At 63.6% G+C, this 17992-nt stretch carries 22 protein-coding genes; 13 read left to right on the top strand and 9 right to left on the bottom strand.

Annotation, left to right across the window (positions count from 1 at the left end; genetic code table 11):
- Positions 1–83 precede the first annotated feature (83 nt).
- Complete coding sequence (locus tag MKI86_RS04750; RefSeq protein WP_241598132.1) at positions 84–518, top strand: BA14K family protein; 435 nt, start codon at positions 84–86, stop codon at positions 516–518.
- Between the two features lie 49 nt (positions 519–567).
- On the opposite strand, the gene MKI86_RS04745 is transcribed toward MKI86_RS04750, so the two are convergent.
- Both MKI86_RS04745 and MKI86_RS04740 read right to left on the bottom strand, forming a co-directional pair.
- Positions 568–1209: an MBL fold metallo-hydrolase gene (locus MKI86_RS04745; RefSeq protein WP_241599271.1), complete on the bottom strand. Its 642-nt coding sequence runs from the start codon at positions 1207–1209 to the stop codon at positions 568–570.
- Positions 1210–1283: 74 nt separating this feature from the next.
- Positions 1284–1448 carry a hypothetical protein gene (locus MKI86_RS04740; protein ID WP_241598122.1) on the bottom strand — a complete coding sequence of 55 codons (165 nt, stop codon included), beginning with the start codon at positions 1446–1448 and terminating at the stop codon, positions 1284–1286.
- Positions 1449–1738: 290 nt separating this feature from the next.
- Between MKI86_RS04740 and MKI86_RS04735 the strand changes: the two genes are divergently transcribed.
- Positions 1739–2008 (top strand): hypothetical protein, encoded by a 270-nt coding sequence (locus MKI86_RS04735; RefSeq protein ID WP_241598120.1) that lies wholly within the window; start codon positions 1739–1741, stop codon positions 2006–2008.
- Between the two features lie 63 nt (positions 2009–2071).
- Here the strand turns inward: MKI86_RS04735 and MKI86_RS04730 are convergent, their stop codons facing one another.
- Entirely contained in the window at positions 2072–2959 is an 888-nt protein-coding gene (locus MKI86_RS04730; protein ID WP_241598119.1) for a branched-chain amino acid aminotransferase, read from the bottom strand.
- 254 nt (positions 2960–3213) lie between these two features.
- On the opposite strand from MKI86_RS04730, the gene MKI86_RS04725 reads away from it, so the two are divergent.
- From MKI86_RS04725 to MKI86_RS04710, 4 genes are read left to right on the top strand one after another with little or no spacing between them, the layout of a single operon-like run.
- A complete protein-coding gene (locus MKI86_RS04725) occupies positions 3214–3702 on the top strand; it encodes a MarR family winged helix-turn-helix transcriptional regulator (RefSeq protein WP_370879907.1) in 489 nt (162 codons plus the stop codon).
- A 24-nt stretch (positions 3703–3726) separates the two neighbouring features.
- Complete coding sequence (locus MKI86_RS04720) at positions 3727–4434, top strand: response regulator (RefSeq protein WP_241599267.1); 708 nt, start codon at positions 3727–3729, stop codon at positions 4432–4434.
- 31 nt (positions 4435–4465) lie between these two features.
- Entirely contained in the window at positions 4466–5848 is a 1383-nt protein-coding gene (locus tag MKI86_RS04715) for an ATP-binding protein (RefSeq protein WP_241598117.1), read from the top strand.
- Positions 5849–5862: 14 nt separating this feature from the next.
- Positions 5863–6447 carry a DUF1349 domain-containing protein gene (locus tag MKI86_RS04710; RefSeq protein WP_241598115.1) on the top strand — a complete coding sequence of 195 codons (585 nt, stop codon included), beginning with the start codon at positions 5863–5865 and terminating at the stop codon, positions 6445–6447.
- Positions 6448–6452: 5 nt separating this feature from the next.
- Here the strand turns inward: MKI86_RS04710 and MKI86_RS04705 are convergent, their stop codons facing one another.
- The 4 genes from MKI86_RS04705 to MKI86_RS04690 form a co-directional block, all read right to left on the bottom strand.
- Entirely contained in the window at positions 6453–6794 is a 342-nt protein-coding gene (locus tag MKI86_RS04705) for a tRNA-binding protein (protein ID WP_241598105.1), read from the bottom strand.
- 108 nt (positions 6795–6902) lie between these two features.
- Positions 6903–7721, bottom strand: coding sequence for a pyrroline-5-carboxylate reductase (proC, locus tag MKI86_RS04700; RefSeq protein ID WP_241598100.1), 819 nt, complete (start codon positions 7719–7721; stop codon positions 6903–6905).
- 2 nt (positions 7722–7723) lie between these two features.
- Positions 7724–8224, bottom strand: coding sequence for a type III secretion system chaperone family protein (locus tag MKI86_RS04695; RefSeq protein ID WP_134647073.1), 501 nt, complete (start codon positions 8222–8224; stop codon positions 7724–7726).
- 391 nt (positions 8225–8615) lie between these two features.
- The gene (locus MKI86_RS04690; RefSeq protein ID WP_241598098.1) at positions 8616–8873 is read right to left on the bottom strand and encodes an accessory factor UbiK family protein; all 258 of its coding nucleotides are present in this window, start codon (positions 8871–8873) and stop codon (positions 8616–8618) included.
- Positions 8874–9112: 239 nt separating this feature from the next.
- Here MKI86_RS04690 and lgt point away from each other — a divergent pair, with 239 nt between their 5' ends.
- From lgt to MKI86_RS04655, 7 genes are all read left to right on the top strand, one after another.
- Positions 9113–9925, top strand: coding sequence for a prolipoprotein diacylglyceryl transferase (gene lgt / locus MKI86_RS04685; RefSeq protein WP_370879906.1), 813 nt, complete (start codon positions 9113–9115; stop codon positions 9923–9925).
- A 13-nt stretch (positions 9926–9938) separates the two neighbouring features.
- Positions 9939–11039, top strand: a complete 1101-nt coding sequence (locus tag MKI86_RS04680; RefSeq protein ID WP_241598090.1) for a class I SAM-dependent methyltransferase — start codon at positions 9939–9941, stop codon at positions 11037–11039.
- Between the two features lie 100 nt (positions 11040–11139).
- Entirely contained in the window at positions 11140–11931 is a 792-nt protein-coding gene (gene pgeF, locus MKI86_RS04675) for a peptidoglycan editing factor PgeF (RefSeq protein WP_241598088.1), read from the top strand.
- A 37-nt stretch (positions 11932–11968) separates the two neighbouring features.
- Positions 11969–13120, top strand: coding sequence for a M24 family metallopeptidase (locus MKI86_RS04670; protein ID WP_241598084.1), 1152 nt, complete (start codon positions 11969–11971; stop codon positions 13118–13120).
- A gap of 108 nt (positions 13121–13228) precedes the next feature.
- Positions 13229–14002 carry a hypothetical protein gene (locus MKI86_RS04665; protein ID WP_241599265.1) on the top strand — a complete coding sequence of 258 codons (774 nt, stop codon included), beginning with the start codon at positions 13229–13231 and terminating at the stop codon, positions 14000–14002.
- A gap of 125 nt (positions 14003–14127) precedes the next feature.
- Positions 14128–15060 carry a ribose-phosphate pyrophosphokinase gene (locus MKI86_RS04660; protein ID WP_241598083.1) on the top strand — a complete coding sequence of 311 codons (933 nt, stop codon included), beginning with the start codon at positions 14128–14130 and terminating at the stop codon, positions 15058–15060.
- A gap of 141 nt (positions 15061–15201) precedes the next feature.
- Entirely contained in the window at positions 15202–15849 is a 648-nt protein-coding gene (locus tag MKI86_RS04655; protein ID WP_241598082.1) for a Kazal-type serine protease inhibitor domain-containing protein, read from the top strand.
- 55 nt (positions 15850–15904) lie between these two features.
- Here MKI86_RS04655 and MKI86_RS04650 read toward each other — a convergent pair whose 3' ends face one another.
- Positions 15905–16288 carry a DUF779 domain-containing protein gene (locus MKI86_RS04650; protein WP_370879886.1) on the bottom strand — a complete coding sequence of 128 codons (384 nt, stop codon included), beginning with the start codon at positions 16286–16288 and terminating at the stop codon, positions 15905–15907.
- A 124-nt stretch (positions 16289–16412) separates the two neighbouring features.
- Positions 16413–17921: an aldehyde dehydrogenase gene (adh, locus tag MKI86_RS04645; protein ID WP_241598078.1), complete on the bottom strand. Its 1509-nt coding sequence runs from the start codon at positions 17919–17921 to the stop codon at positions 16413–16415.
- Positions 17922–17992: the final 71 nt, after the last annotated feature.

The raw sequence follows: 17992 nt of genomic DNA, 5'->3' as shown, positions 1-17992 counted from the left end.
TCGTTCAGCCTGCGTTCAGCCAAAACCGTCTAGTTTATTCCTGTCATCGACCGGCAAAGGCCGGCGTCCAAAGGAACGATGCCATGAAGAACATAATGAAGGCCCTGGTCCTGTCCGTAGCCGTCGCCGCGACGGCGCTGACCGCAACTGCCGGCGTCTCCCAGGCGCGCGACCGCGACGGTTACTGGCGCGACGGCGGCTATCGCGAACACCGCCGCCACCGTGACCGCGACGCCCTGATCGGCGGCGCGCTCGGTCTTGCCACCGGCGTCATCATCGGCGGCGCGCTTGCTTCCCAGCCCCGCTACGACGAACCGCGTTACGTCGAGCGCCGCTATGTCGAGCCGGAATACTATCCCGAACCCGAGCGCCGCGTAATCTACCGTCCGGCCCCCAGCTACGAACCCTGGACCCAGTCCTGGTACGATTACTGCGCCCGCCGCTATCGCTCGTTCGACCCGCAGAGCGGCACATTCGTCGGCTATGACGGCCGCGAGCATTTCTGCACCGCGGGCTGACACCACCCACATGAACAAGAGCGGGCGCCTGACGGCGCCCGTTTTCGTTTCAGAGACCGCGCAGGAACGGGTTGGTGCGCCGTTCCTCGCCGATGCGGCCGCCCGGGCCGTGACCGCACAGGAAGCCGACCTCGTCTCCGAGAGGAAGCACCTTGTCACGGATAGACTGGAGCAGCTGCTCATGGTTGCCGCCCGGCAGGTCCGTCCGGCCGATCGAACCCTGGAACAATACATCGCCGAGATGGGCGAAGCCCTGCTTGCGGTTGAAGTAGATAACGTGGCCCGGAGCGTGGCCCGGCGTATGGGACACCTCGAACTCGTGCTCCCCGAAGGAAACGGTGTCGCCATCGTCCAGCCAGCGGTCGGGAACGACATTCGAGACCTTCATCGCCACACCGAAGCGCTGCGCCTGCGTTTCGAGCGCCTGCAGCAAGGGCAGGTCATCCTTGTGGGGGCCGACAATGTCGAGGCCGAGCGCTTCCTTGAGTTCCTTCGCGCCACCCGCATGGTCGATATGGCCATGCGTCAGCCAGATCGCCTTAAGCGTGATGCCGTTCTCCTCAATGGTCCGCAAGATGGCATCGACATCGCCGCCCGGATCGACAACGACACCTTCCTTGGTCTCCGTATCGAAGAGAATGGTGCAGTTCTGCTGGAAGGGTGTGACGGGAATGATGCCCGCCTGAAGCATGCCCATAGGGTCCTCGCTCGGTTGCCGCTTTGCCCACCTATAGCCGCAAGGGATGCTTCACACCAAGGGGGCCGTCAGCGCAGGCTTGCCATTTCTTCCGCGGGGCCGCTGACGGGCGAAAGGGAGACGGTCGAGAGCAGGAATGTGGCGACGACGATATTGAGCATGGCATAAAGGAAAACCACCGGCCGAAGCCCTCTGGCAACCGTGTCGTGCGGCGTCTTCGTCGTGGGATGCATTGTCCGTCTCCTTGATTGTGCTGGGGAAATAGCCGTGGGGCATGTTTGTTCCAACGACTTTTACGGCGACGCGCAAAACGCGTCTGTTCCTGCGGATACAGGGCATCTACCCTGCACCTGACGGCGAATGCGCCATGCAGCTCACACGGATAAATTGACAGGCCGCAAAATTGGCCGCACCTTTCGACTGTCGAGTCTATCGGCGCGGGGCGCGGTCCCGAGGGGCTGCGGTCCGAGGGCAACCTGTCCGCCTGGGGTAACCCTCGGCGGACGATCAGGAGGGGAATTCCATGGAAGCATTGATGCCCATCATCACGCAGCTCATTGCCGGCGCTGTCGGAGGCAACGTCGCCGGTGCGGCGCTGAAGCAGGCGGCCGTCAGCGTTATCGTCCGCACCATTGTCGGCGCCATTGGCGGCGTCGGCGGCGGTATGCTGCTCCAGCTGCTCGGCGGCGAAGCGGGCCTGAGCGGCCTCGTCGCCAACGGTATCGGCGGCCTGGTCGGGGGTGGCGTGCTCACCGCAATCGTCGGCGCGGTTCTCGGCAAGAAAGCGGCCTGAGCGCAGAACGAAAAACGGCGGCCCGCTGGGCCGCCGACTTGGCGTCAATGACGCGGCTGACGCTTACTCAGCGGCCGCAGCGATCGGGTAGACTTCCTTCATGTAATCGTTCATCAGCGTTTCGCAGATCGTGCCGGGCGTGAAGCGGTACGGTCCGATTTCGGAGACCGGCGTCACTTCGGCGGCCGAGCCGGTCAGGAAGCATTCGGAGAAGTCCGACAGCTCTTCCGGCATGATGACCCGCTCGATGACCTGATAGCCACGACGCTTGGCAAGCTCGATCACCGTGCGGCGCGTGATGCCGTCGAGGAAGCAGTCCGGCGTGGGCGTATGAATGACGCCATCCTTGACGAAGAAAATATTGGCGCCGGTCGCTTCCGCCACCTGGCCGCGATAATCCAGCATCATCGCATCCGCATAGCCCTTGGCCTCGGCGGCATGCTTGGAGATCGTGCAGATCATGTAGAGGCCGGCGGCCTTGGACTTCGACGGCGCGGTCCGCGGGTCGGGACGGCGATACTCGGCGATGTCAAGACGGATGCCCTTCAGCTTTTCGGCCGGATTGAAGTAGCTGCCCCACTGCCAGATGGCGATGGCGACGTTGATGCGGTTGCTCTGTGCCGAGACACCCATCATTTCCGAACCGCGCCAGGCGATCGGGCGCACATAGGCCTCGGAGAAGCCCTGGCGCTTCAGGAGCTCCACGCTCGCGGCATCCAGCTCTTCGACGGAATAGGGAATCTTGAAGCCGAGAATTTCGGCGGAGGCGTGCAGGCGCTGGTTATGCTCGGTAAGCTTGAAGATGCGCCCGCCATAGGCGCGCTCGCCCTCGAAAACGGCGCTTGCATAGTGCAGGCCATGCGTCAGCACATGGATCTTTGCATCCTTCCAGTCGACGAACTCACCGTTGAACCAGATTTGTCCATCCAGTTGATCGAAGGGAACTGCCATCGTGTCATCCTCCGGCGCTCTCACGCCATTCTTTCTGTTGATTGTTTCGCCAATTGCGGTCTAACCAGAAACGGCGGGATTACCTGAGTGGAAAGGTAGTCCAGATTGAGAATCGGGCAAACACCTCGCAACGGTGCCCCGGGGACCGCAATAACGACGGGAACCCTAGCAATGACGGAAAAATATGTCAACAAAGCTGACATATCTTGCCGAAAATTACGCAAGGGTGGCGCGACATGAAAGGAAATGACACCGTGGCCCGACAGATGCCGGACAAAGACGGCAAGAACGAGCTGCACGAGGACGCGATGACCGGCGACGGCCGCATCGATATGGAGATCATCGAAGGTCTGTTCTTCGCCTACCGCGACTTCATTTCCGATCCCGACGCCATTCTCGAAAAGAGCGGCTTCGGGCGCGCCCATCACCGCGTCGTTCACTTCGTCAACCGCGAGCCCGGCATGACGGTCGCCGATCTTCTCGACACGCTGAAGATCACCAAGCAGAGCCTGGCACGCGTCTTGAAGCAGCTCGTGGATTCCGGCTATATCCAGCAGGTGGCCGGCCCCGAGGACCGCCGCCAGCGCAAGCTTTACCCGACGCGGACGGGGCGGGAACTGGCGCTCGCACTGGCTGAGCCGCAATCCCGCCGCATCGCCCGTGCATTCGAGAAAATGGCGCCGGACGATCGGCGCACCGTAATCCGGTTTCTCGCCGGCATGCAGAATGCCAAGAGCGACTGACCGGTTTCAGGGAGATTGATGACGATGACGGCTGCCGGCGCGCCCTCCGACGATGCTTCCCACCTTCTGGTCGTCGATGACGACACGCGCATCCGCGACCTTCTCGGCCGCTATCTCGTCGAGCAGGGGTTTCGTGTGACGGTAGCGGCGGATGCCGACGAGGCCCGGCGCAAACTGCGCGGCCTCGACTACGACCTCATCATCATGGACGTGATGATGCCCGGCGAAAGCGGCCTGTCGCTCACCAAGAGCCTCAGGGAAATCCGGCCCGTACCGATCCTCATGCTGACGGCGCTCGCCGAATCCCGGGCGCGCATCGAGGGTCTGGAAGCCGGGGCGGACGACTATCTGTCCAAGCCATTCGAACCGCGCGAACTGGTGCTGCGCATCAACAACATCCTCAAGCGCAATGCGGCGCCCGCCGGGCCGAAGATCGAGCAGGTCATGTTCGGTCCCTACACGTTCTCCATCGTGCGCAAGGAACTGAAACGCGGCGGCGATCCCATCCGGCTTACCGATCGCGAGCAGGACATCATGCTGCTGTTTGCCCAGCGGGCCGGCGAGACCATTCCGCGCCACGAACTGATCGGCGAGGAAACGGAGGTGGGCGAGCGCACCATCGACGTGCAGATCAACCGCCTGCGCCGCAAGATCGAGGAAGATCCGTCCAATCCCGTCTGGCTCCAGACCGTGCGCGGCATCGGCTACCGCCTGAGCGTGGAGCAGGGTTGACCGTGCGCGGCCCGTCGGGGAATGTGACCACATGACCCTGTTTTCGGCTTTCCGGCGGGATATCGAGCGCGCGCCGTCAGTCGGCTGGAAGCGCTTCACGCGCTGGCTGCGCCACCAGATGCCGACCGGCCTCTACGCCCGCTCGCTGCTTATCATCATCCTGCCGATGGTGCTTCTCCAGGCCGTCGTCGCCTTCGTCTTCATGGAACGACACTGGCAGCTCGTCACGCAGCGCCTGTCCATGGCCGTTACCCGCGACATCGCCGCCATCATCGACCTGATCGAGACCTATCCGCAGGACGACGACTACGCCGAGATCACACGCATCGCCCGCGAGCGGCTGGAACTCATCATCTCCGTCGAGCAGGGCACGACGCTGCCGCCGCCGCGCAGCAAGCCCTTCTTCAATATCCTCGATGAGATCCTGAGCGAGGAAATTGTCCGCCAGATTCGCCGGCCGTTCTGGATCGACACCGTGGGCGAGAGCAAGGTCGTCGAGATCCGCATCCTGCTCGACAACAAGATCCTGCGCGTCTATGCGCGGCGAAACCAGGCCTACGCGTCGAACACCCATATTTTCCTGCTCTGGATGGTCGGGGCTTCGCTGGTGCTGATCCTCATCTCCATCCTCTTCCTGCGCGGGCAGATCCGTCCCATCCTCGCGCTGGCGCAGGCGGCTGAAAGCTTCGGCAAGGGGCAGAAAATGCCCGAGAATTTCGCACCGCGCGGCGCCGACGAAGTGCGACGCGCGGGCCTCGCCTTCATCCTCATGCGCGAACGCATCGAGCGCCAGATCGAGCAGCGCACCGCCATGCTGACGGGCGTGAGCCACGATCTGCGCACGATCCTCACCCGCTTCAAGCTGCAACTGGCGCTGGCCGGCGACAAACCTGAACTTCAGGGCATGGGCAAGGATGTCGAGGACATGCAGACCATGCTGGAAGGCTACCTCTCCTTCGCCCGCGGTGACGCGGAGGAGGATGTCGGCAAACTGCGCCTCTCCGACCTCATCGACCGACTATCTCTCGAAGCGGAACTGCATGAGCGCGCCTTCTCCAGCGAGATAGAAGGCGATGACGAGATCATGGTGCGCCCCAACGCCTTCACGCGCCTTGTCGGCAATGTCGTGTCCAACGCGCTGCGTTACGCGAAGAGCGTGCACGTCGAGGCGCGTCATCGCGCCAAGTGGCTGACCATCACCGTCGACGACGACGGCCCCGGCATTCCGGAAAATGTCCGCGAGGACGTCTTCAAGCCGTTCTTCCGCCTCGATGACGCCCGCAACCTGGATGCCTCCGGCACCGGCCTCGGCCTTGCCATCGCGCTCGATATCGCCCGCAGCCACGGCGGCAACGTCACGCTTTCGGATAGCCCGATGGGCGGTCTGCGTGTGACGATCCGCGTTCCCGTTTGACAAGGAAAGACCCGATGAGCAAAGCCCCGTTCAACGATCTCGTTTGGCTCAATCCGCCACCCGCCGCGGACCTGCGGGAGGGCAGCCTGCATGTGCGCACCGGCCTTAAGACGGACTTCTGGCAACGTACCTATTACGGTTTCCAGCCTGACAGCGGCCATTTCCTGCACCGGCAATGGTCCGGCGACTTTACGCTGGAGACGACCTTTCGCGGCCGCTACGAAACGCTCTACGACCAGGCAGGCCTGATGATCCGCCACGACGAGGCGGCCTGGGTGAAATGCGGCATCGAGTTCACCGACGGCGCGAAGCACTTCAGCGTCGTCGTCACGCGCGGCCATTCCGACTGGTCGGCCTTCCGCATCGACGATGAGTTCGATCTGATTTCTGTGCGCGTCACCCGCAACGGCGATGCACTGTTCATCCAGTACAGGACGGACGCCATGGTGGAATGGCGGATGGCCCGCCTCGCCTATTTCCCGACGGAATACACCGAACTGTCGGTCGGCGTCATGACCTGCTCGCCGCAGCGGGAGGGCTTCGAAGCCGAGTTCACGGATTTCCGGCTGGGCCCGCCCCTCTCAAGAGACATTCACTAGAAAGTTCAGCACATCTTCTTGCCGTTCGGCACGGGCTGGTCCACGCTGGCCAGAACGATCGCGCCGGCTGCATCCTCGAAACCGAGCGTCAGCACTTCCGAGCGGACGGGTCCGATCTGGCGCGGCGGAAAATTGACGACGGCAAGCACCTGCCGCCCGACCAGTTCTTCCAGCGTGTAGTGAACAGTGATCTGCGCCGACGATTTCTTCGTGCCGATTTCAGGGCCGAAGTCGATGGTCAGCTTGTAAGCGGGCTTGCGCGCCTCGGGGAACGGCAGCGCCTCGATAATGGTGCCGACGCGAATGTCGACCCGCTCGAAATCGGCATAGGCAATGATGTCGGTCATGAAGGAAGATCCTGCAATCGTTCAGGGCAATTCCCGGGGAACATGAAGTCCGCAAGGAACTGGATGAAAAGAACGGACTAACCGATTCCCGCGATTCAGGAAAACGGCTTAACCAGCCAATTCCTCGGCGCGCAGGCGTGCCGCCGCAATGGCCTTGTCGAAAAGCGGCTGCATGCCGTCGTCGGCCATGAGCACCGAAAGTGCTGCGGCCGTTGTGCCGCCTGGCGAGGTCACGTTCTGGCGCAGACGGCTGGCGTCGTCGGGGGACTGGTGAAGCAATTCACCAGCCCCCGCGACGGTTTCCCGTGCGAGCCGCATGGCGAGGTCCGCCGGCAGGCCCGCCTTGCGGCCTGCCTCTGCCATGCACTCGACGAGATAAAAGACATAAGCCGGGCCACTGCCCGAAACCGCCGTGACGGCATCGATGTCGCCCTCGCTGGCGACCCATTCGACCGGGCCGCTCACCTTGAGCAGGGCGTGCACGAAATTGCGCTGGAGCTCGGTCACACGCGCATTGGCATAGGCGCCCGTCACGCCACGGCCGATCATTGCCGGCGTGTTCGGCATGGCGCGCACGGTGGCGGCCTCGCCGAGATGGCTCTCGAGGTTGGCGATGGTCTTGCCGGCCGCCACGGAGACGATAACCGTTTCGGGGCCGACGAGCCCCTTGAGCGGCGGCAGCACCTGATCGATGACCTGCGGCTTGACAGCAACGAAGATGACGCCGGCCTTGACGCCTTCGGGCGCCGTGGTCTCGTGGCGCGCACCGTTATCGGCAATCAGCTTGGCCATCGCAGGCTGCGGGCCTGGATCGATGACGATGACCGACGCGCCGGAAATACCGCTCTTCAGCCAGCCGGCGAGCATGGCGCCACCCATATTGCCGGCACCGATGAGAACGATGGGTCCGTTCGCGGCCACGCTCATGATCAGGCCTCCCCGACCGTCTCGAACAGCACGGCATCGACAGCCGACTGCGCATCCATGCCGGACCACACGACGAACTGGAAGGCCTGGAAATAGGCTTCGCAAGATTCTAGTGCGCTGGAGAGCAGCACCTCGACCTGCTGGTTGGTCGGCTCAGCGCCGCCGGCAAGCAGCAGCGACTGGCGAAAGATCACCACATCCTCGCGGCGCCAGAGGTCGAAATGCCCCATCAGCACCTGTCCGTTGACATGGGAGAGAAGGCACATGACCTCGTTCACCCGGCTTTCGGGAACCTTGATGTCGAAGGCGCAGGCCAGATGCAGCGCCTCGAATTCCTCCATCCAGGAGAAGGAGACGTGGTAGTCCGTCCATTTGCCTTCGACGGTCATCGCGATCTCGTCTTCGCCCGACCGTTCGAACGTCCAGTCGTTGTTCGCCGCGACGAATTCGATCATGTCGACCGGGTTGGACTGGCGCCCGATATCCAATTCCATAAGGCTCATGCGTCACCTTCAAGGCCGGCAGGCATGCATTATCGCGCTCACACACACGACGCGGCAAACCTTACTCCGGATACAACACTGAATGATTGCTAGGCACTGCACGCAGACTGGACGACTTACCCTGTCCGAAGCTTGCGCCGCCTGTTTCGAATCATCATTTAAAATCAGTGTATAACGGCGGAGTCACGACGCCAGCCCCTGAGCACCCGTTTTCCCCGGACGGTTGTGGAAAGCCGCTCCGAAAAAGATTCAGGTCGAGCGCTTAAGAGACTCTGCCAAAAGGGCTTTTCGCAAGTGTCCACAGGGGTAAAAATTTTATTAAAAAAAACGGTTGGCACGATGTGAATCACGCCAACCGAGTCCGTGCTGTGAAAAGCTGTAGCGAAACGGTTCAATTGCCTGAGCTGAGGCGCGCTTCCAGCGCTTCGAGGCGCTTCAGGAGCGCGTCGTTTTCATCCCGCGCCTTGATGGCCATTTCGCGCACCGCTTCGAATTCCTCGCGCTTGACGAGGTCGAGCCCGTTGATGAAGCGTTCGGCCTGCGCGCGGACCATCGTTTCGGCTTCCTTGCGCATGCCTTGGGCAGCACCCGCGGCATCGGTCATCAGCTTTGCGAAATCGTCGAGAATGCGGTTCGCACCGGTGGTCATGGGTCTTCCCTCCTCGGGTGTCGATGGTTTCGGCGGGCGCTCGCGCCCGCATCCTATCCCTTGAGGTAGGGTCTTGGACCGCCGCTTGCAAGCGGATTCCGGTGGATCGGCGCGCCTGGGACCTGCCGGGCAGAAGCAATCGCCATTTCGCGCCTTGACCCTGCCGCAAGGCCTCGCCATCTTCCGCCCGAAACGAGGAATATCCACGCTTGACGAACATCGCGCAGCTCTTTGCCATCATGCCCTATCCCGAAATCGACCCGATCGCCTTTTCCATAGGCCCGGTCGATGTACACTGGTACGGCATCGCCTATGTCGTGGGCATCATGCTGGGCTGGCTCTATGCCCGCAGGCTGATCGAAACACCGCGCCTGTGGGCGGGCGAAGCCCCGATCACCCGCACCCAGCTCGACGACTTCCTCGTCTGGGCCGCGGTCGGCATCATTCTCGGCGGCCGCATCGGCTATATCCTGTTCTACGATTTTCCGAATGTCGCGGCCGACCCGCTGCGTGCCCTTCAGGTCTGGAAAGGTGGCATGTCGTTCCATGGCGGCTTCGCCGGCACCACACTCGCCATGATCCTGTTTGCGCGGCGTCACAATATCCCGCTGTGGAGCCTGTTCGATATCGTCGCCGCCGTCGTGCCGATCGGCCTGTTCTTCGGCCGCATTGCCAATTTCGTCAACGGTGAGCTGTGGGGGCGGCTGTCGGATGCGCCCTGGGCGGTGATCTTTCCGGAGGCCGGCCCCTTCGCCCGCCATCCGAGCCAGCTTTACGAAGCCGGGCTCGAGGGCATCGTGCTGCTCGCCGTGATCGCCGTTGCGATCTATCGCTTCGGCGCGCTGAAGCGCCCGGGCCTGGTGACCGGCATCTTCGTCGCGGGCTACGCTCTTTCGCGCATCACGGTCGAGTTCTTCCGCGAGCCGGATCCGCAGCTCGGCTATCTCTTCGGCGGCTGGCTGACCATGGGCATGGTGCTGTCGCTGCCCATGCTCGCGCTCGGCATCTGGGCCATCCTGCGCGCACGCCCGGCCGAGCCGGCCCGCGCCTGAACGGATCAATGCCATGTCGACACCGCTCGCCCGCAAGATAAAGGCGCTGATCCATACCAATGGTCCGATCAGCATCACGGACTATTTCGCGCTGTGCCTCGCCGACCCCGAATATGGCTACTATCGTACGCGAGACCCCTTTGGCCGCGCCGGCGATTTCGTCACCGCACCTGAGGTCAGCCAGCTCTTCGGCGAGATGCTCGGCATCTTCCTCGTGCATGCCTGGCAGAAGCATGGCGGACCGGAACGGGTGCGCATCGCCGAGATCGGCCCCGGCCGCGGCACCATGATGTCCGACATGCTGCGCGTCGTCGCCAAGCTCGCGCCGCAACTCTACGAGAGCGCAACCTTCCATCTTGTGGAGACGAGCCCCAGACTGCGCGAGATCCAGCACGAGACGCTCGGGCTCCATGCCGGCCGCGTGAGCTGGCACGACAGTTTCGAGGAGTTGCCCGACGGCTTCGTTCTGCTCGCCGCCAACGAGCTGTTCGACGCCATTCCCATCCGCCAGTTCGTCAAGACGCCGACAGGCTTTCGCGAGCGCCTTGTAGGGCTCGATGCCGAGGACGAGCTGACCTTTGCCGCCGGTGTCGCGGGCATCGACCCCGCTCTGCTGCCGGACAATCATAAGACTGTAGAAAACGGCACGATCTTCGAGATCGCCCCTGCGCGCGAAGCGGTGATGGCGACGATCGGCGAACGCATCGCCCGCTTCGGCGGCACTGCCCTTATCATCGACTACGGTCACTTCGTCAGCGGCTTCGGCGATACGCTTCAGGCGGTTCTGAAGCACGACTTCGATCCGCCGCTTGCCCATCCCGGCGAGGCGGACCTGACCAGCCATGTGGATTTCGAACGCCTGGCGGCTGCCGCGGCAGCCGCCGGCCTCCATATCCATGGCATGCTGCATCAGGGAGATTTCCTCGTCGGCCTCGGCATCGGCGAGCGTGCATCCGCCCTCGGGCGCAACCGGGATGAAGCGGCGCAGCAGCAGATTCTGAATGATGTCGCTCGTCTCGCAGGTTCGGGCGAAGGCCGAATGGGCGATCTTTTCAAGGTCTTGGCGGTGGGCAGCGAACCGCTTTCGCTGTTTCCGTTCCGTCAGCCGGATTGACACGCCGCCCTCGGGCGGACAACATCCCGCCCGATTTGCACCCCGCATGCCCCGGCCGCGTTCCTTGCCTGGCGGCCCCTCCAAGCCCAGCCGAGAGACCATGAAGGACCAAGCGCTTCCCTCCCCCATCCAGAGCCCGCTGATTACCGAACGCGCCGGGAAATCCGTGCGCCACGGCTTCTTCACGCGCGCCGGCGGCGTCTCGGAAGGTATCTATCGCGGCCTCAATGTCGGCCTCGGCTCGAACGATGCACGGGAAAAGGTTGTGGAGAATCGCGCCCGCGTCGCCCGCTGGTTCGACGTGGCGCCGGACCGGCTCGCAACGGTGCATCAGGTCCACTCGCCCGATGTCGTGACCGTCGATGCCGGCTATGACGGAAGCCGCCCGCAGGCGGATGCGCTCGTCACCGCCACGCCCGGCGTCATCCTCGGCGTGCTCGCGGCCGACTGCGGCCCGATCCTGTTCTGCGACCCTGAAGCCCGTGTCGTGGGTGCCGCCCATGCGGGCTGGAAGGGCGCGCTCTTCGGCGTGCTGGAAAACACCATCACTGCCATGGAGGCGCTCGGCGCCCGCCGCGAGGCCATCGTCGCCAGCCTCGGCCCGTCGATTGGCCGGCAAAACTACGAGGTCGGCCCGGAATTCGTGGAGCGTTTCCTGGCCGTCGATCCGGCATACGGCCGCTACTTCACGCCTTCAGATAAACCCGGCCACAGCATGTTCGATCTGCCGGCGTTCACCACGCGGCGGCTGAACGATGCCGGCGTTACCGCCGAAAATCTCGACATCTGCACCTACCCCGACGAAGATCGCTTCTTCTCCTACCGGCGCACCACGCACCGGCAGGAACCCGATTACGGCCGCCAGATTTCGGCGATCATGATCGCGGGCTGAAGCGCAAACAACAGACGAAGACGAGGGAGACACCGCCATGGCACTTCACTTCGACAGCGAGGAATACGCCAACCGGCTCCAGCGGCTCACCGCGCGCATGCGGGAGGACAAGCTCGACGCCATCCTGCTTTTCGCACAGGAAAGCATGTACTGGCTGACCGGCTACGACACTTTTGGCTACTGCTTCTTCCAGACGCTCGTCGTGAAGGCCGATGGCAGCATGGTGCTGCTCACGCGCTCGGCCGACCTGCGCCAGGCCCGTCACACCTCCAATATCGAAAAGATCGAGATCTGGGTCGACCGCGTCAATGCGGACCCGACGATGGACCTGAAGAATCTCCTGTCGGACCTCGACCTGCTCGGCTGCCGCATCGGCATCGAATATGACACGCACGGGCTGACCGGCCGCAACACCCGTTTGCTGGACAACCAGCTCCAGAGTTTTGGCGAGATCGTCGACGCGTCCAGCACCGTCAGCCGCCTGCGGCTCATCAAGAGCCCGGCCGAGATCGCCTATGTCGAGCGCGCCGCTGCCCTGTCCGACGATGCGCTCGATGCCGCTCGCCCGCTGATCGCCGCCGGCGCCGACGAGGCGGCGATCCTGGCCGCCCTACAGAATGCCGTACTGGCCGGCGGCGGCGATTATGCCGCCAACGAATTCGTCATCGGCTCGGGCGCCGACGCCCTGCTCTGCCGCTCGAAATCCGGCCGGCGCCGGCTGGATGCGCAGGATCAGCTGACGCTCGAATGGTCCGGTGTCAGCGCGCGTTACCATGCGCCGATGATGCGAACCGCCATTGTCGGCGAGCCGACCAGCCGCCACCGCGAACTCTACAGCGCCTGCCGCGAGGCGTTGCAGGCAATGGAGATGGTGCTTCGGCCCGGCAACACCTTTGGCACCGTCTTCGAGACCTTTACCCGCCTCATCGACGAGCGTGGCCTTGCGCGCCACCGGCTCAACACCTGCGGCTATTCGGTGGGCGCGCGCTTTGCGCCCTCCTGGATGGACCATCAGGCCTTCCTGCTCGGCAATCCGCAGGAGATCGAGCCGAACATGTCGCTGTTCGTGCACACGCTGCTGTTCGATTCGGACACCGGCACCGCGATGACGCTTGGCCAAACATACCTGACGACAACAGACACGCCGAAGGCGCTGTCGCGCTACGGGCTCGACTTCATCGAGGCCTGACGCGGTTTTCACCGGCGACATCCTGTAATTGACAGGGCCCGGAACCATCCCGCATAACTCGATGCGGGGAACGGAGGGCAACACCTCCGCAGGACACGGACGATGACAATGCAGAAGCTGAACAAGCGGCTGGCACTGATCGGCCTCATTGCAATCCTGGCCGGCTGCAACAGCACCGATGCGCTGATCCCGCGCGTCGATGTCGGTGGCAATTTCAATTCGCCGCCGGTCACCCAGGGCGATCTCGACCGAATGAGCGCCGACACCGGCCCGGTGACAGGCGCGTCCGCGGAAACGGCGTTCGCCTCGCCCGGCATCGGCGGCGGCTCGACCGGCGCGGATACGGCCGGCACACTTCAGGGTCAGGCCGATGCGCTCGCGCGCAACCAGGGCGGCGGCAGCGTCTCCGCGACGGAAGCGGAACTGAGCCGCACGGCGGCCCAGCGTTCGCTTGCAGCCGAGACATCCGAAGGCGCAGAAGAACTTGCGGCTCTCCCGCCGGCCAAGGCCACGGGCGGCGAGACGATCCGTTTCCTGCCGATCATCGGCGCGCCGGTGCAGGCCGTCACACCCTTGTCAAAACGGCTCGGGGCCGAAGCCCGATCGAGCGGTCTGACGATCCGCAGCGCCTCCGACAATTCCGCAAGCCATATCCTCAAGGGCTATTTCTCGGCGATGAACGACGCCGGCAAGACCACCGTAATCTATGTGTGGGATGTGCTGGACGGCTCAGGCGCGCGGCTGCATCGCATTCAGGGCCAGGAAAGCGTCGATGGCACGGCCACCGATCCGTGGGCGGCGGTCCCGGCGCAGACGATGGAGGGCATCGCGCAGAAAACCATTCGCCAGTACCTCGACTGGCGTGGCTCCGCGCCCGGTTAAGACCCTCGAAACGGTAAATCACAGCGAAATGCGAAGAATCGCTTTTCCAAGCGCCCTAGGCCCTTGCATTCACAGTTTTTGCCGCTTAAAGGCCCCCCATCAGCAGAATAACAGGCGGACCATAAATGAAGGTTTTCGCGGGCAATTCGAACCGGCTTCTGGCCGAAGCGATCTGCAATTATCTGAATGTTCCGCTTGGCCGCGCGACGGTCAGACGCTTCGCAGACCAGGAAATCTTCGTTGAAATCCAGGAGAATGTGCGCGGCGAGGACGTCTTCGTCGTCCAGTCCACGTCCTTCCCGACCAACGACCACCTCATGGAACTGCTGATCATGATCGATGCCATGCGCCGCTCTTCGGCGCGCCGCATCACGGCCGTGATCCCCTATTTCGGCTATGCCCGCCAGGACCGCAAACCGGGTCCGCGCACGCCGATCTCCGCCAAGCTCGTCGCCAACCTGATCACCGAAGCCGGTGCCGACCGCGTGCTGACGCTTGACCTGCATGCCGGCCAGATCCAGGGTTTCTTCGATATCCCGACCGACAACCTCTACGCCGTGCCGATCCTGGCGCGCGACGTGAAGGAAAACTACAACCTCGAAAACGTCATGGTCGTTTCGCCCGACGTTGGCGGCGTGGTGCGCGCCCGTGCCCTCGCCAAGCGGCTCGACTGTCTGCTTGCCATCGTCGACAAGCGCCGCGACCGTCCGGGTGAATCCGAAGTCATGAACGTCATCGGCGACGTCTCCGGCAAGGATTGCCTGCTGATCGACGACATCGTCGATTCCGGCGGCACGCTCTGCAACGCGGCCGAAGCACTGCTGAAGAACGGCGCGACCAGCGTCACCGCCTATATCACGCATGGCGTGCTCTCGGGCGGCGCGGTAGCCCGCGTCACGTCCTCCAAGCTCAAGGAGCTTGTGATCACCGACACGATCCAGCCGACCACGGCCGTGCAGTCCGCGCACAATATCCGCGTCATCTCGACCGCCAACCTGCTCGGCGAGGCGATCAATCGCACGAGCGCGGAAGAATCCGTTTCCAGCCTGTTCGACTGACACGATTTCCTTCTTCCATTCAGGCCTGCGCACCGGCACCGGTTGCGCAGGCTTTTTCGTCTCCGGCGTCTTTCCGCGCAGATCCCGATGTTGCGCCCATCGAATCTGCGCTAGGTTCCATCAGTCTCACAGGAGGAGTCCATGAACGTGACGTCGCCTTTCCTACGCCGGCTTGCCGGTCGCATCGCCATCCTTCTCGCGGCCGGCACGCTCGCAGCCTGCCAGGTCGAGGTCGATCAGGGCGGCGGCGGTTACCGCCCCGGCCCGCAGGCCTGCACGCGTGAGTACCGCCCGGTCTGCGGCGCTCGCGGCGGCGATCTCCAGACCTTCGCCAACGCCTGCGAAGCCCGCGAAAGCGGCTACCGCGTCGCCGGCCCCGGCGAGTGCCGGCGAGATGGCGGCCGCCCGGAGCCCTATCCGAATCCAGATCGTGCCTGCACACGCGAATATGCGCCGGTCTGCGGCACGCGAGGGCGTGACCGCCAGACCTTCGCCAACGCCTGCGAGGCGCGCAAGAGCGGCTATGACATCATGGGCCGCGGCGAGTGCCGGGCCGGCCGACCGGACAACCAGTGGGGTGGTGGCGGACGCGATCGTCCGGGCCGCGACCGTGACCGTGACGACGACTGGGCCGGCGGCGGCAGCGGTGGCGGCCAGCGCATGTGCACAATGGAATACAATCCGGTCTGCGCCCAGCGCGGCCGTGACCTGAAGACCTTTGGCAATTCCTGCTCGGCCGATGCCGCGGGCTATCGCGTGGTCCGGCCCGGCGAATGCCAGGCCTACTGATCACGGCCTGACGTAACTGCACGCCCCGCCCGCAAGGCGGGGCTTTTTTTGCGCCCTATCGCGGCGGAAGCGGGCAGGCCTCGCCACCGCCGAACAGGCGCGAGCGGGTGAGAAAGCGCTTTTCCCTTCCGTTATCGAGCGAAAACATCCCGCCGCGCCCCGGCACGACATCGATGATGAGCTGCGTGTGCTTCCACACGTCGAACTGGCTCTCGCTGATATAGACCGGCACGCCGCCGATTTCCCCGAGCTTCACGTCGCGGTCACCGACGATGTAATCGTCCGCCGGATAGCACATGGGGGACGAGCCGTCGCAGCAGCCGCCCGACTGGTGGAAGAGTATATCGGGATAATCCGTCTGAATTTCCCTGATGAGCGCAAGCGCCGCATCGGTCGCAACGACCCGCGGCTCCGTCATGGCTTCTGGCACGTCTGGCATCGCGGCCTCCCGAAACAGATTTCCCTCCCCCCGGAGACCGGAGAGAGGGAGGAGGCAGGTCACGGAGAATGCGCCCTGCCCTGCGGTCACCTTCTCCGGGGGGTAGGAGAAGGCTATCGGCGGCTCAGAAGAAGCCGAGCGCCTTGGGAGAGTAGCTCACCAGCATGTTCTTGGTCTGCTGATAGTGATCGAGCATCATCTTGTGCGTTTCGCGGCCGATACCAGACTGCTTGTAGCCGCCGAAAGCGGCGTGCGCCGGGTAGGCGTGGTAGCAGTTGGTCCACACACGACCCGCCTGGATGTCGCGGCCGAAGTGGTAGCAACGGTTGGCATCGCGACTCCACACGCCGGCACCGAGGCCGTACAGCGTGTCGTTGGCGATTTCGAGCGCTTCCGCATCGTCCTTGAAGGTCGTGACCGATACGACCGGCCCGAAGATTTCCTCCTGGAACACACGCATCTTGTTGTGACCACGGAAGACGGTCGGCTTCACGTAGTAGCCGCCGGCCAGATCGCCGCCAAGATCGTTGCGGCCGCCGCCGGTCAGCACTTCCGCGCCTTCCTGCCGGCCGATGTCGATATAGGACAGGATCTTTTCCAGCTGCTCGGACGACGCCTGCGCGCCGATCATCGTCGCCGTATCGAGCGGGTTGCCCTGAACGATCTTCTCGACGCGCTTGATGGCCTTTTCCATGAAGCGGTCATAGATCTTCTCATGCACCAGCGCACGGCTCGGGCAGGTGCAGACCTCGCCCTGGTTGAGCGCGAACATCGCAAAGCCTTCCAGCGCCTTGTCGAGGTAGTCGTCATCCTCGTTCATGACGTCGGCGAAGAAGATGTTCGGCGACTTGCCGCCCAGCTCCAGCGTGACCGGAATAAGATTCTGGCTGGCATATTGCATGATCAGGCGGCCCGTCGTCGTCTCGCCGGTAAAGGCGATCTTGGCGATGCGCGGGTTGGAGGCGAGCGGCTTGCCGGCCTCAAGACCGAAGCCATTGACGATGTTGAGCACGCCGGCCGGCAGGAGATCGCCGATCAGCTCGGCCCAGACGAGGATCGAGGACGGCGTCTGCTCGGCGGGCTTCAGCACCACGCAGTTGCCCGCGGCAAGCGCCGGTGCCAGCTTCCAGGCGGCCATCAGGATCGGGAAATTCCAGGGAATGATCTGGCCGACAACGCCGAGCGGCTCGTGGAAGTGATAGGCGATCGTGTCGTGGTCGACTTCGCCGATCGTGCCTTCCTGCGCGCGGACACACGAGGCGAAGTAGCGGAAGTGGTCGATGGCGAGCGGAATGTCGGCAGCCATCGTTTCACGCAGCGGCTTGCCGTTGTCCCAGGTCTCGGCGCGGGCAAGCAGATCGAGATTGTCCTCCATGCGCTGCGCGATCTTCATCAGGATGTTGGCGCGCTCCGTCGAGGAGGTGCGGCCCCACTTGTCCTTGACGGCGTGGGCCGCATCGAGCGCCAGCTCGATATCGGCGGCGTCGGAGCGTGCGACTTCGCAGAGCTTGCCACCGGTGATCGGCGTGATGTTGTCGAAGTAGCGGCCCGCGACGGGCTCCTTCCACTCACCACCGATGAAATTGCCGTACTTCGCCTTGTACGGATTCTCGACGATCTTCTGATGCAGCATTGTCATTCCTCCCATGAAGAGCCCGGATGGGCCGTGAGAGAATGGTGCGGTGCTTTGCCCTTTTGCGATAG

The organism is Shinella sedimenti (genome assembly GCF_022601905.1).
In the GTDB taxonomy this organism is placed as follows: domain Bacteria; phylum Pseudomonadota; class Alphaproteobacteria; order Rhizobiales; family Rhizobiaceae; genus Shinella; species Shinella sedimenti.
Note: the sequence above shows the minus strand (reverse complement) of the source record. Positions and strands in the feature narration are given on the sequence as shown.

Coding starts and splice junctions, on each gene's coding strand:
- MKI86_RS04750 (WP_241598132.1), top strand. CDS start 84: ATGAAGAACATAATGAAGGCCCTGGTCCTGTCCGTAGCCGTCGCCGCG.
- MKI86_RS04745 (WP_241599271.1), bottom strand. CDS start 1,209: ATGCTTCAGGCGGGCATCATTCCCGTCACACCCTTCCAGCAGAACTGC.
- MKI86_RS04740 (WP_241598122.1), bottom strand. CDS start 1,448: ATGCATCCCACGACGAAGACGCCGCACGACACGGTTGCCAGAGGGCTT.
- MKI86_RS04735 (WP_241598120.1), top strand. CDS start 1,739: ATGGAAGCATTGATGCCCATCATCACGCAGCTCATTGCCGGCGCTGTC.
- MKI86_RS04730 (WP_241598119.1), bottom strand. CDS start 2,959: ATGGCAGTTCCCTTCGATCAACTGGATGGACAAATCTGGTTCAACGGT.
- MKI86_RS04720 (WP_241599267.1), top strand. CDS start 3,727: ATGACGGCTGCCGGCGCGCCCTCCGACGATGCTTCCCACCTTCTGGTC.
- MKI86_RS04715 (WP_241598117.1), top strand. CDS start 4,466: ATGACCCTGTTTTCGGCTTTCCGGCGGGATATCGAGCGCGCGCCGTCA.
- MKI86_RS04710 (WP_241598115.1), top strand. CDS start 5,863: ATGAGCAAAGCCCCGTTCAACGATCTCGTTTGGCTCAATCCGCCACCC.
- MKI86_RS04705 (WP_241598105.1), bottom strand. CDS start 6,794: ATGACCGACATCATTGCCTATGCCGATTTCGAGCGGGTCGACATTCGC.
- proC (WP_241598100.1), bottom strand. CDS start 7,721: ATGAGCGTGGCCGCGAACGGACCCATCGTTCTCATCGGTGCCGGCAAT.
- MKI86_RS04695 (WP_134647073.1), bottom strand. CDS start 8,224: ATGAGCCTTATGGAATTGGATATCGGGCGCCAGTCCAACCCGGTCGAC.
- MKI86_RS04690 (WP_241598098.1), bottom strand. CDS start 8,873: ATGACCACCGGTGCGAACCGCATTCTCGACGATTTCGCAAAGCTGATG.
- lgt (WP_370879906.1), top strand. CDS start 9,113: ATGCCCTATCCCGAAATCGACCCGATCGCCTTTTCCATAGGCCCGGTC.
- MKI86_RS04680 (WP_241598090.1), top strand. CDS start 9,939: ATGTCGACACCGCTCGCCCGCAAGATAAAGGCGCTGATCCATACCAAT.
- pgeF (WP_241598088.1), top strand. CDS start 11,140: ATGAAGGACCAAGCGCTTCCCTCCCCCATCCAGAGCCCGCTGATTACC.
- MKI86_RS04670 (WP_241598084.1), top strand. CDS start 11,969: ATGGCACTTCACTTCGACAGCGAGGAATACGCCAACCGGCTCCAGCGG.
- MKI86_RS04665 (WP_241599265.1), top strand. CDS start 13,229: ATGCAGAAGCTGAACAAGCGGCTGGCACTGATCGGCCTCATTGCAATC.
- MKI86_RS04660 (WP_241598083.1), top strand. CDS start 14,128: ATGAAGGTTTTCGCGGGCAATTCGAACCGGCTTCTGGCCGAAGCGATC.
- MKI86_RS04655 (WP_241598082.1), top strand. CDS start 15,202: ATGAACGTGACGTCGCCTTTCCTACGCCGGCTTGCCGGTCGCATCGCC.
- MKI86_RS04650 (WP_370879886.1), bottom strand. CDS start 16,288: ATGCCAGACGTGCCAGAAGCCATGACGGAGCCGCGGGTCGTTGCGACC.
- adh (WP_241598078.1), bottom strand. CDS start 17,921: ATGCTGCATCAGAAGATCGTCGAGAATCCGTACAAGGCGAAGTACGGC.